12 protein-coding genes are annotated in these 11,559 nt (G+C 68.1%); 7 read left to right on the plus strand and 5 right to left on the minus strand.

The features are described 5' to 3' along the window. The 4 genes from ACFVWD_RS55675 to ACFVWD_RS55690 form a co-directional block, all read left to right on the plus strand. Window positions 1-457 (plus strand): RNA-guided endonuclease InsQ/TnpB family protein (locus ACFVWD_RS55675; RefSeq protein WP_389606634.1); only part of this gene is annotated, 457 nt, incomplete at its 5' end. A gap of 142 nt (window positions 458-599) precedes the next feature. Next, window positions 600-1,301, plus strand: coding sequence for a hypothetical protein (locus tag ACFVWD_RS55680; protein WP_389606636.1), 702 nt, complete (start codon window positions 600-602; stop codon window positions 1,299-1,301). A gap of 442 nt (window positions 1,302-1,743) precedes the next feature. Beyond that, the gene (locus ACFVWD_RS55685; protein ID WP_389606648.1) at window positions 1,744-2,454 is read left to right on the plus strand and encodes an IS3 family transposase; all 711 of its coding nucleotides are present in this window, start codon (window positions 1,744-1,746) and stop codon (window positions 2,452-2,454) included. Window positions 2,455-2,543: 89 nt separating this feature from the next. Beyond that, window positions 2,544-3,491, plus strand: coding sequence for a hypothetical protein (locus tag ACFVWD_RS55690; RefSeq protein WP_389606638.1), 948 nt, complete (start codon window positions 2,544-2,546; stop codon window positions 3,489-3,491). Between the two features lie 75 nt (window positions 3,492-3,566). On the opposite strand, the gene ACFVWD_RS55695 is transcribed toward ACFVWD_RS55690, so the two are convergent. The 4 genes from ACFVWD_RS55695 to ACFVWD_RS55710 form a co-directional block, all read right to left on the minus strand. Continuing rightward, the gene (locus tag ACFVWD_RS55695; RefSeq protein WP_389606639.1) at window positions 3,567-5,606 is read right to left on the minus strand and encodes a hypothetical protein; all 2,040 of its coding nucleotides are present in this window, start codon (window positions 5,604-5,606) and stop codon (window positions 3,567-3,569) included. Window positions 5,607-6,014: 408 nt separating this feature from the next. Beyond that, window positions 6,015-6,404 carry a class I SAM-dependent methyltransferase gene (locus tag ACFVWD_RS55700; RefSeq protein ID WP_389606640.1) on the minus strand — a complete coding sequence of 130 codons (390 nt, stop codon included), beginning with the start codon at window positions 6,402-6,404 and terminating at the stop codon, window positions 6,015-6,017. An 81-nt stretch (window positions 6,405-6,485) separates the two neighbouring features. Further along, window positions 6,486-7,130 (minus strand): response regulator transcription factor, encoded by a 645-nt coding sequence (locus ACFVWD_RS55705; RefSeq protein ID WP_266636909.1) that lies wholly within the window; start codon window positions 7,128-7,130, stop codon window positions 6,486-6,488. After that, window positions 7,118-8,374 carry a histidine kinase gene (locus ACFVWD_RS55710; protein WP_389606641.1) on the minus strand — a complete coding sequence of 419 codons (1,257 nt, stop codon included), beginning with the start codon at window positions 8,372-8,374 and terminating at the stop codon, window positions 7,118-7,120. Before ACFVWD_RS55710 ends, ACFVWD_RS55705 begins: the two co-directional genes overlap by 13 nt. 169 nt (window positions 8,375-8,543) lie before the next feature. Here ACFVWD_RS55710 and ACFVWD_RS55715 point away from each other — a divergent pair, with 169 nt between their 5' ends. Together ACFVWD_RS55715 and ACFVWD_RS55720 are read left to right on the plus strand one after the other, a co-directional pair. Further along, complete coding sequence (locus ACFVWD_RS55715; RefSeq protein WP_389606643.1) at window positions 8,544-8,984, plus strand: hypothetical protein; 441 nt, start codon at window positions 8,544-8,546, stop codon at window positions 8,982-8,984. 57 nt (window positions 8,985-9,041) lie between these two features. After that, complete coding sequence (locus ACFVWD_RS55720) at window positions 9,042-9,677, plus strand: class I SAM-dependent methyltransferase (RefSeq protein WP_389606645.1); 636 nt, start codon at window positions 9,042-9,044, stop codon at window positions 9,675-9,677. Between the two features lie 284 nt (window positions 9,678-9,961). Here the strand turns inward: ACFVWD_RS55720 and ACFVWD_RS55725 are convergent, their stop codons facing one another. Next, on the minus strand, window positions 9,962-10,099 hold the full coding sequence (locus ACFVWD_RS55725; RefSeq protein ID WP_389606646.1) for a hypothetical protein: 138 nt from the start codon (window positions 10,097-10,099) through the stop codon (window positions 9,962-9,964). Between the two features lie 153 nt (window positions 10,100-10,252). Between ACFVWD_RS55725 and ACFVWD_RS55730 the strand changes: the two genes are divergently transcribed. Then, window positions 10,253-11,446 carry an RNA-guided endonuclease InsQ/TnpB family protein gene (locus ACFVWD_RS55730; protein WP_389606649.1) on the plus strand — a complete coding sequence of 398 codons (1,194 nt, stop codon included), beginning with the start codon at window positions 10,253-10,255 and terminating at the stop codon, window positions 11,444-11,446. Window positions 11,447-11,559 lie beyond the last annotated feature (113 nt).

The following is an 11,559-nucleotide window of genomic DNA, read 5'->3' on the forward strand; positions in this document are numbered from 1 at the left end:
GCACCGCAAAGTCCGCCGCCAGCGGCTCGACCACGCCCACAGGGTCGCTGTTGACCTCGTGCGGGAGCACGACGTCATCGCGCACGAAGACCTCAGGATCCGCAATATGGTCAAGGCTCCCGCGCCGAAGGCCGATCCTGTCCAGCCGGGCAGCTTCCTGCCCAATGGTGCCGCCGCGAAGGCCGGGCTGAACCACTCGATCTCGGATGCCGGATGGGGGGTGTTCCTGACGATCCTGCACGCCAAGGCTGAAAGTGCCGGACGGGACGTGATCGCCGTGGACCCTCGCAACACCTCCCGGACCTGCCCCGAATGCGGGCACGTCGCAGCGGAGAACCGGCCCACCCAGGAGAAGTTCCACTGCGTCTCGTGCGGCCACACCGCGCACGCGGACACGGTGGGCGCCCAAAACGTTCTACGGGCCGGGCTGGTCCATCGCGACGCCAACCCGGCATAGCGAGAAGCCCCCTCGTTTACAAGGGGGAGGAGTCACTGAGACGCCCGACCCACCGCCCGCGGGCACGGGAGCGGTCGAGTTCGAGGCTCGCGTGCCGCCCAGCGGCCACCTCACCATCGTCCCCAGAGCGCAGAAGATCTCCTTGCACCGCGCACTGGCCAACCGCGTCCTCACCGTCTGGGCCGACCAGCGCAGGGTCCACCTCGTCCTGGACGGGCATCTGTTGAAGACCGTTCCATCCCGGCTGACAGACGCGAACCTCCGCTGGCTGACCATGCGCGGAGCACGGCCGACAGAGCCTCCGCCCGGCACGGCGGCACTGCCGCGGATGCGCGCGGCCACCGCCGGGCAAGCCGTTGAGATTGACCGACTCGTCCACCGCGACGGCAACGTGACGGTCGGCGGCAACCTGTTCCGCGTCGGCGCCAGGCTGGTCGGCCAGACGGTCACCCTGCGGCTGGACGGGTACCTCATGCACGCAGTCGCCGACGGCATCCTCGTGGGTACCTGGCCCTGCCGAGTGAGCAGTGACCGGCTCCCTGCGCTCCGCGGAGTGCGGGAGGCAGCTGGTCCGCTACCACCAGCGATGGTGCCCAGCGGGGCCATGCGGGTCCAGCGGCGCGTCAACGGCGACGGCCGGATCATGGTTGCCACCCAACGCCTCAAACTGGGCAAGAGGAACGTCGGCAAGCAGGTCATCGTCGTGATCGAGGACACCCACTTCCGCATCCTCCACGAAGGCGAAGAGATCGCCGTGAAGGAACGAAGGAAGCCAGGGTCGCTCGACCGCGTCCGCATCGTGTCGAAACGCGAGGACAGCCAGAAGCAATCGAGTATCCACTGAGGCCGCCCCGAGGCAGAATGATCACCATGACAACTTGAAGAGCGTCGGCAGGACGCACGGCCTGGCGCAAGAGGGGGATCGGCTGGTCCGTCTTCGACGATGAACGCTGGATTTGTGTTGCGTGCCGGGAACCTGTCAGTTCCTATCAGTACCGCTTCCATCCGCCCGAGTCCTCCAGTTTCGAGCGCTGCGTCGGGCTGGCATGGTGCTCCGGGTGCCGGATTAACTCGGGCAACATGGTTCACGTTCCTCGCGAGCGGGTCCTAGTCGACGCCCTTGCGTCGCTTCCTCCCGACGATCGCGACCGGCTGCTCCGCAAGGAGGCCGCGTTGATCGACTATCTCGACCGCCGAGGCCTCAGGCAGCGATGAGCTGAGCATCACGCTGAGCCAGCCCCAGGGAACCGGAGTGGCCGAGCGAAATACCGTCAAAGATCTCCTGAATCGCTTATCAGTACGACAAGCGGGTCCTGGTGACAAGACGTCAAGAGTGTCCTGAGACCTCACAGAAGCGGATCGCCCGGATCATGCGGACGTTCTCCATCACCGGCATCCGCCTGCGCAGACGCGTGCGCACCACCGTCCCGGACCCGGCAGCCTCACCGGTCCCGGACCTGTTCCAGCGGGACTTCACCGCTACCGAGCCGGGGCGCAAATACATGGGCGACATCACGTATCTCCCTCTCGAGGGCGGGGAGTTCCTCTATCTCGCGACCGTGCTGGACTGCTTCAGCCGCAAGGTCGTCGGCTGGTCCATCGCCGACCACATGCGCACCGGCCTGGTCGCCGACGCACTGCGGATGGCAGCCTCGACCCGTGGCCGCCTGGACGGCGCCGTCTTCCACTCCGACCACGGAGCGCAATACGGATCCCGGGCCTTCGCCGGCCTCTGCGACCAACTCGGGGTCACACGGTCCATGGGCGCGGTCGGTACCAGCGCCGACAACGCTGCCTGCGAAAGCTTCCACGCCTCCCTGAAACGCGAGACCCTCCAGGGCGCCCACGACTACGGCGACTCCGATACGTGCCGCAGGACCGTCTTCGCCTGGCTGACCCGCTACAACACCCGCCGCCGGCACTCCGCCAACGGCCACCTCAGCCCCAACGAATACGAACACCGACACCACACCTCTAAACTCACGCTCGCCGCGTGATCAATAACCGCGTGCCCACCTTCACGGGGGAAGGCCCTACTGTGTGAGGGGCACCGTCTTCCATCCGAACCAGCAAGGAGCACCGGGCTGTGAAGGTCGAAATCCAGCCGGACGTACGCGATATCGCCGCCCAGCTGGGGGGAGGCGTTGCCTATGCGTTGAAGGCCCTGGCCGGCCAGCTGGCCGACGATCCTGACATGGGCCGGCCTTCGGGGCTGCCCGGCATCCTGACTGTGACGGTCGACGGCGGCATGTTCGATGACTGCCCCGACCTGTCCGTCGGCTACATCCGTGAGCCGGACCGGATCGAGATCCGGTTTCTGAGAGCAGCTCCCTCCACCGAGCCCTCCACGGACGCCCATGACCAGGAGCAGGGCGGAGACCAGGACCAGCCTGCCGACCCTGCTGCCGCCGCGATCACCGTACGGGAGGTTGCCGATGCCTGGCATCGCATCACCGGCTGGCTCCAGTCCAACGCCCCCGACTCCTACGCTGCACTCCGCGCCGGCGCCAGCCCCGCCGCCATCGCCGCCCTGGAAAACGACCTCGGCATCCGCATACCCGTCGAGCTGCACGTCCTGTGGCTACTGACCTCGGGTGACGACGGGGGCAATGGCTGGGGATGCCTTCCGGGCAACAGGGCTCTGATGACCCTGGACGCCGTGGCCGCCGCCTACCGGCTGAAGATGGACGCCCAGGCCCACGAGGACACCTTCAACACCAACCGTCCCGAGGACGAGCGGATCACCGTGTGGAAGGCAACCCGGATTCCGGTTGTCGCTTTGGGCCCGGCTGACAGCACCTCGGGCCTGTACCTGGACGCCGAGAGTGGTTACTTGGGCCGGTGGTCCCGCTACAACGAAGGCCCTGGTGAAGTACTCGACACGTTGGTCACCTACCTGGAAGAGGCTGCCGACATGCTCGAAGCTCCGGCCCTGGCCACGGGGGACAAGCCAGGCCTGATCGGTGGTGCGCTGGTGTGGCTCAGCAGTATCGACCCGGCACAGGAAGACCGGTGGCAGCCCTGGACTGGCTGACCACGTACGAGAAGGGGGGCCAGCCCGCAGGGCTGGCCCCCCTTCCGGCTTTCACGTGCTGGTGCTCAGGCTACGTCAGCCGATCTTGCGCCAGGTGCAGGTAGTTGCGGTTGACGTGCAGTGCTCGAACCCCGGAAGGGTTACGAAGAACCCGTCACCGTCCAGCATCCGCCACGTCGGGGCTGGGAACCCGCTGAACGCCTTTTGGTTCTGCTCACTCGGGATGGCTGCACGCCCGCACCGCTCCGTACCGCTTGGCCCGTTCGTCGCTGTGCGGGTGTCCGCGTGGAGGCCGAAGTTCGCCGAGCCGTCGCCCATTTTATCGGTGAACAACTGGGCGCACTTGGTGCCCGACGTCACGAGGTTGACGCTCTTCGGGTAGCCGCCGGACTCGTGGGTCGAGGCCATCGCGTACTCGTCACAGTCGACCGACCCCACCGACGCATCGGATGGGTGCACGCTCCAGGAGGAGTTGGTACCACACACGACGTTACGGCTGTTGTCCGACGTCCATGTACCGCCGGAGCTGGTCTTCACCAGGGTGTCCGGTCCCAGGTAGTGCATCAGCGAGTCCCACCGCTTCGATCCGGCGTGATCGGGCATCACCTGCTGCATGTACCAGTAGTACCCCCCAGCGGCCGGGTACAGGTTGGTGTCCAGCGTCCAGGTCGGCTTGAAGTATGGCAGCACACATCCCGGCGCCGAGCTCGCCAGCCAGTCGTCGCAGCGCGGCGCAAGCTCCTTTACCTCGTCGATGCCGGAGGTTCCGAAGTTCGCCGTCGCGATTGCGGTGCTGCTGGCGTCCACGGTCGCGGTCACCGACCAGCCCAGGCCGATGGTCTCCTTGCCCGTGCCGTTCCACTGCGTTGTTACCCGGCCCCATCGGTCGGCGTACGGCGGACTGGAGCCGTCCACGTCCCAGTACGCGGTCGATCCGGCGTTGTTGTTCTGCCCGTCTGTCCACTTCACGTTCGACGTCACACACGACTGGCACGTCGACCCGACGTTCCACTTCATCGTGACGCCTTTCAGCGCCTGGTCGATCGAGACCGGCATGATGGCGATCTGCTGGTCGAACTCCGCGAAGTTCGACCCGGAGGCACCCTTGTTCGGGTACGCCTTGATCCGCTGCTCGAAGTCGAACTCGGCTAGGCCGATCTGCTTATCGTCCGCATCGATGAACACCAGCGTTCCCGCCCCGATGTTCTTCAGGCATGCTTCGGTGCGGGTCATATAGTTTTTGCCCACTGGCTTGTCCCAGCACCAGTCGACCAGTTCCACAGCAGGCGCGACAGCCGCCACCGCAGCCGCCTCAGCAGGAGACTTACCGGCCTTACGGGCCTTCGCCGCCTCAGCCTTGCGCAGCGCCTCGACGCGCTTCTTCGCACGCGCTTCCGACTCCGCGCTGGGAGGGGACAGCTCGATACACAGCTTGCGCCCCTGGGCGTCCTGCTTACCGCAGGTACGCTCCCGCGTGGCCTCCCGCTTCACCGCACCGTTCGTATCGAACGTCGGCAGAGCCGGCCCCGGATCCGTCCGGGTGAACTCGTCGATCTCCTGCGCGGTCTTGTCGATCGTCGACGACGTCTGCGGCGCAGGAAACTTCACGTACGGCTCGATACGGAAGTCTGCCCACGGCGACCAGCTCGTCTCGTACAGACTGCCGTCGAAGGCGGAGGTGCGGAACTTGTACAGCAAGCCGGGCTTCAGAATGCCGTACGGCACTGTCACCTTCGCCGTTCCGCCCGAGGCCACGTACGGCGACACCAGCACCCCGTACTGACCCGACCCGTCGAGGTCGACCTGGGTCTTCGGGGTACCGTCCGCATTCGTGGTGTACACCTGGAACGTCAGGTTCGCGGTATCGCCGTCCGCATCGGTGACGGTGTTCCGCAGCACCACTTGCGGCGTGATGACCCGCCAGACGGTGCCCGCCTTGGAGAACTTGGGGCCAGCCGACGGGGTCGTACCCGACACCGGCCGCGCAGACGCGGCGACGGCCGCGAGGTCCTCCGGTCCGGCTGCTGCCACCGCCGCGGGGGAAGCCCCCAGGCCGGGCGCAAGCGGCGTGGGAGCCGCTACAGCGGTGCCCACCCCCGCCAGTAGGGCCAGCACGGCACCAGCGGCAACATGCCGCCAAGCCGACGCGCGTAAGAGTCTCACTTCGTCAATCCCCCTGGTGCATTTGGGAGTTGTACACGACAAGTCGCGACCCCATCACGAGCAAACGTAAAGTAAAATGATCAAAATCATGGTTTGCCGGGCGGGAACCCATTCAGGCCATAAGGCCATTCCAGAGCTGGAGGCGCGCTGCTTGCCATCTCAACAACCAGCCTCCTGGGTCCTACTGATCTGAAACGGTAGGTACTTTGAGCGGTTGATCCCTGTGTGAGTGAACTGGTCGGGCCCAGGGAGGTTGTCACCGTCGGCGCAGGAGGCCCTTCGGCTGTGAGAGGTGGCGGCGTTGGTGGCGCCCGCCTTGTGGAAGAAAGGGCAGCTACGCGACGCGCTCGCCCGACGCGGTCACACGGTCTCCGCCGCGCAGTTGAAGCGGGACATGCTTGCCCACGGCGCGTTCATCCGCGCCCCCGGTGACCTGTGGACCGTTGGCCGACCCTTACAGCGATAGAGGTCGTACGGCTTGGCGTGCCGGAGATACTCGACGGCGTCGGCAAGCACGAGGTTGAGGCCGGGCTGCTGGCTGTACCGGGCGCGAGCGCGCTCGTACTGGGTGGGGGAGGCGTCGACGGCGTCGGCCAGGGCGCCATGCTCGCGGGCGAGGTACGCGGCGTACTTGCCCATCCCTGAGGCGAGGTCCAGGACGCGGCATAGGTCCTCTGTTCGGATACCGGTGGTTACAAGACAGGAAGTTGGCGATATTGGGCACGGAGTCCCGGGACGCGCCGGCACCACCTCGGACGCCCGGATGTCATGCCGGAGAAAGGCCGGAAAGGCCCAAGTGGAAGGGGATGCGGTCCGCAGGGTCGGCCGGGATCAGGCCACGCCGAGGAAGCTCAGTACGGCGAGCACCCGGCGGTGGTCGGCGTCCGCCTTCGGCAGGTCGAGCTTGGCGAAAATGTTGTTGATGTGTTTGGCCACCGCGCTCTCGCTGACCACGAGTTGCCCCGCTATCCCGGCGTTGGACCGGCCGCCCGCCATCAGCTCCAGGACCTCGCGTTCCCGCGGGGTGAGCCGGTCCAGCGGGCCGCTGTGGCGGCGCACCAGAAGCTGCGAGACGACCTGCGGGTCCAGCGCCGTCCCGCCGGCCGCGACCCGGCGCAGCGCGTCCACGAACTCCTCCACGTCCGCGACGCGTTGCTTGAGCAGATAGCCGATGCTGGAGGTGTTGGCGGACAGCAGATCGGCCGCGTACCGCTCCTCCACATACTGCGAGAGCAGCAACACCGCGGTCTTTGGCCACTGTTGCCTGATGACCAGCGCGGCGCGCACTCCCTCGTCGGTGAAACCGGGGGGCATGCGGACGTCCACCACAGCGATGTCCGGCCGGTGTTCCTCCACCGCCGCCAACAGCGCCTCGCCATCGCCGACTTCGGCGACCACCTCGAACCCGGCCATCTCCAGGACCTTGACCACCCCGACCCTGAGCAGTACGGAATCCTCGGCGATCACGGCACGCACGGCAGCTCCACGGTGATGACGGTCGGCCCCCCGACGGGGCTGTCGACCGACAGCGTGCCATCGACCGAGGCGACCCGCTTGGCCAGCCCCGCCAGCCCGGTACCACCGGTGGGTTCCGCGCCGCCCACCCCATCATCGCTGATGACGACCAGCAGCGTCTTCCCGAAGCGCTCCACGGTGACCTCGGCGCTGGACGCCTCCGCGTGCTTCACCACGTTCGTCAGTGCTTCGGAGACGACGAAGTAGGCGACCGCCTCGATCGTGGGCGACGGCCGCGACGACAGGTCCACCTTCACCCGTACCGGGATGGGTGCTCGGGCGGCGATGCCGGACAGTGCGGCGTCCAGGCCACGGTCCTCCAGAACGGCCGGGTGCATCCCGCGCACCAGGCTGCTCAGCTCCTCTATCGCCTCCTTCGCCTCCCGGTGCGCCTCGTCGATCACCTGGCGGGCGTCCTCGGGCAGGTCTCCGAGCGTGGCCTTGGCCAGGCCGAGGTTGACGGCCAGGGAGACCAGCCGCTGCTGGGCGCCGTCGTGCAGGTCCCGTTCGATCCGCCGCCGTTCGGCATCGGCCGCGTCCACCAGGCCGGCCCGGCTCTCGGCCAGGTCCTCGACCCGGCGGGCCAACTGCTCCTCGCGGCTGGGCCCGAGCAGGACGGTGGCGGTGCGGGTGTCGAGCCGGGAGAGGGCGTCGGTCGACAACCGCGCGATGTGGAGCAGGGCGAGCCCCGCCGCGGTGACGTACGCCGCCCAGGTGTAGTAGCCGGGATGGTCGACGCGCCAGTCCAGCGGCACCAGCCAGATCCACAGGTAGATCGAGGCGGCGGTGACGGCCACGACCCATGCCAGGAGGGTGAAGGACCCCGCGAGAGCGAGCAGCGGCCCGTCCAGCAGGTGGTACCTGAGCTGCCGGTGCCCCGCCCGGGATCGCAGCCACTCCGGCAGCCGGGGCCGCTGTCCCGCGTAAGGCGAGGGGATGACCACGTCGAGCCGGGTGCGGAAGCGGCCGCGCTGCACCTCGGTCAGCAGCGGCCCGGCGAGCACGATGGCCGTGAACGGGATGAACACCGCGAGGAGCAGTTGGCCCGCCGGGTCGAGGACCGGGAGGAAGAGCAGCCACGGCAGGGACACGACGAAGAGGACGCCGAGCTGGACGAGGACGCCCGTGACGAGGAACGAGACCGGTCGCCCGGCTCCCTGGAACGGGAACAGAAGTAGGCGCCGCAGGCGGGCGGTTGTGTGCATGGGGAAACGGTAGGTGTCCGGGCCGGGGGCGGGCCATGGCAAGAGCATCCGCCTCGGGGTGTAGCTAGTGCCACCCCCACAACGGACATTCGCGTTACTGACCGTGAGCGCCTGGCGGGCGAGGCTGGAGGCCGTGAAGGAGCACCGGGAACGCGAGGAGACCGATCCGATGAGCACGCTGAGCGTCTGCCGACTTCAGGACGAGGCCCGCGGCTCGGCCGGCCTGCGCATCGGCCGCCGGTACCGCATGGAACACGTCCTGGTCGGCTGCGGGCTGGCCCTGCTGCCGTGGCTGGTCGTGCTGGCCAACGGTCTGCCGGGGACCGCCATCGCCTCGAACTGGTGCACCGCCTGGATCGGCCTGGACGCCTTGGAGACGCTGGGGCTGATCGCCACGGGGCTGCTGGCCGTACGCGGCCACCAGCTGCACGCCCTGACGGCCACCGCCACCGCGACGCTGCTGGTGGTCGACGCCTGGTTCGACACGATGACCGCGGCACCGGGCGCGGATCAGGTCTCGGCGATAGCGATGGCGCTCGGCGCGGAACTGCCACTGGCGGTGGTGTGCGTCGTGCTGGCGGTACGAGGGGCTGCCCGCCCGACGGCCTGATCCTCGCTCCCGGCCCCGCTCACTTCCCGTACGCCACCGTCCCACCGGAGGAGATCCATGTCTCACGCTGTCCTGACCAAGCCCGCCGTCCGCTGGGCGCTCGCCGCCGGTGCCGTCGCCGCCGGCGCCCTGTGGTTCGGCGACAAGGCCCCTTACCCGTACGCCCAACACAAGCTGCTGGACCTGCCGTTGCCGTATCTGACCGCGAACCGCCTGGACGCCGTGCTGCGGCCCAGGCCAGGTGAGCGGGTGCTGGAAGTCGGTCCCGGCACCGGCCTGCAGTCGCTGCACGTCGCTCCCCAACTCGGCCCGGACGGACGGCTGGACGTCCTGGACATCCAGCCGGAGATGCTCGACCACGTGATGCGCCGCGCGGAACGGCACGGCGTCGCCAACATCACGCCCACCCGAGGTGACGCTCGTGAACTCCCCTTCCGTGACCGCACGTTCGACGCCATGTACCTGGTGACCGCGCTGGGCGAGGTACCGGAGCCGGAGCGGGTGCTGGCCGAGGCGGTCCGGGTGCTCACCCCCGGCGGCCGACTGGTGGTCGGCGAGTTCTTCGACCGCCACTGGATCCCCTTCGGCACCTTGCACCGCCTCGCCGACGACTCCGGCCTCCACCTGGCCGCACACCGTGGCTCCACCCTCGCCTACCTAGCCCGCTTCCGCCCCTGCGCCGCGGCAGCGTAGGGCCGGGCCCGGGTGTACTGCCCCGGGAGGCCGGGGACGCGGCCGGGCGGCTGGTTTTTTTACCCGCGGAGCTGACGGATCCCGGCGGCCGGCCCGTACCTCCTGCCGTACAAGCCGCTCGCGTCTGGAGGCAGCGTGCCCATCTCCCGCAACAGGGCAGGAACCGTCTTCGTGACCGGTGCACTGGGTCTGACCCCCGCCGCGCTCGCCTACCCCGCCATGCTCGGCGTCCAGAGCACGTCCGGCTCCCCGGACCGCAAGATCGGTCCTCGAAGTCGCGGGGGCTAGTCGGCGGATTGAACAGCTTCGAGGTATTCAGCCAAGCTGTTTTGGGCGTACTGAGCCCAGGCGTAGGCGGTGTTGGGCTGGATGCCGAAGAGGTCGCTGACCACGATCGGCGGGAGGTCGGTGATCGCTTCCATCCTGTCTCCTTCGTGGGTACCCCCGGCTTCAGCCGGGGGGTGAAACGAAGCTCCCGCGGAGCGGGGCAAGGGGCGGCGATTCGCCGCTAGGCGGACCGCCGTTGTCAGTGGCGTGCACTACGTTGATCACACGAGTTGGAGGGGGTGACTCCATTGATCCGCGCGTACAAGTTCCTTCTGTATCCGACCATGCGTCAGACCCAGGCGTTGGGCGAGATGCTGCGGGATCACTGCTCCCTCTACAACGGGGCGCTTGAAGAGAGGCGGTCCGCGTACCGGCACGCGTCGAGGACGACCGTGCGCTACGGCCGGCAGTCCGGACAGCTCAAGGACATTCGGGCGTTCGATCCGGAGCGTCAGGGCCGGTGGTCTTTCTCCTCGCAGCAGGCGACGTTGCGCCGCCTGGACAAGGCGTTCGCCGCGTTCTTCCGCCGCATCAAGTCCGGTGAGGCTCCCGGCTACCCCAGGTTCCGGGGTGTGCGCCGGTTCGACACGGTGGACTTCCCCAAGGACGGGGACGGCTGCCGGTGGGACTCCACGCCGCACGATCCGCAGACCCGTGTCCGCTTCCAGGGCGTCGGGCACGTCAAGGTCAAGCAGCACCGGCCGGTGGCCGGGAAGGTCAAGACCGTTTCCGTCAAGCGTGAAGGGCGCCGCTGGTACGTGATCCTCACGGCCGACCAGGCACCGCCCGAACCGCTGTCCGCGACCGGAGCCGTGGTCGGTATCGATCTGGGGATCGCCTCGTTTCTGACCACCTCCGACGGCCGGCACGTCGACAACCCGCGCCACAGCCGCAACGCCGCGAAAAAGCTGGAGGCAGCGCAACAGGCCCTCGCCCGCAGCAAGCGCGGGTCGAAGCGACGACGCAAGGCCGTGGAACGCGTCGCCACCCTGCACCGCAAGGTGCGCCGCCAACGCCTCGACCACGCACACAAGACCGCGCTCGGTCTCGTCCGCGACAACGATCTGATCGCGCACGAAGACCTCAAGATCCGCAACATGAGCAAGGCCCCCGAGCCGCGCCCGAACGGGGACGGAACCTACGCCCCGAACGGAGCCGCGGCGAAGGCCGGACTCAACCGAAGCATCGCCGACGCCGGGTGGGGGGTGTTCCTCGCGATCCTGGCCGCCAAGGCGGAAGGTGCCGGACGGGAAGTGATCGCCGTGGATCCCCGCAACACCTCCCGCACCTGCCCCGAATGCGGGCACGTCGCCAAGGAGAACCGGCCTACCCAGGAAAAGTTCCACTGCCAGGCCTGCGGCCACACCGCACACGCCGACGTCGTAGGGGCTTCCAACGTACTGCGGGCCGGGCTGGCCCGTCGTCAAGCCCAACCAGCTTGACGAGAAGCCCCCTCGTTCACGACTCCGTTGGGAAATCCGTAAACCGGGTGTGGGCGGGCCTCTATGCGGCCAGGTCAAGTCGGGCCAGATGCGAGGTCCTGGTCTGGCCGAGT

The sequence above is a fragment of the Streptomyces sp. NPDC058086 genome (genome assembly GCF_042885015.1).
Lineage (GTDB): Bacteria > Actinomycetota > Actinomycetes > Streptomycetales > Streptomycetaceae > Streptomyces.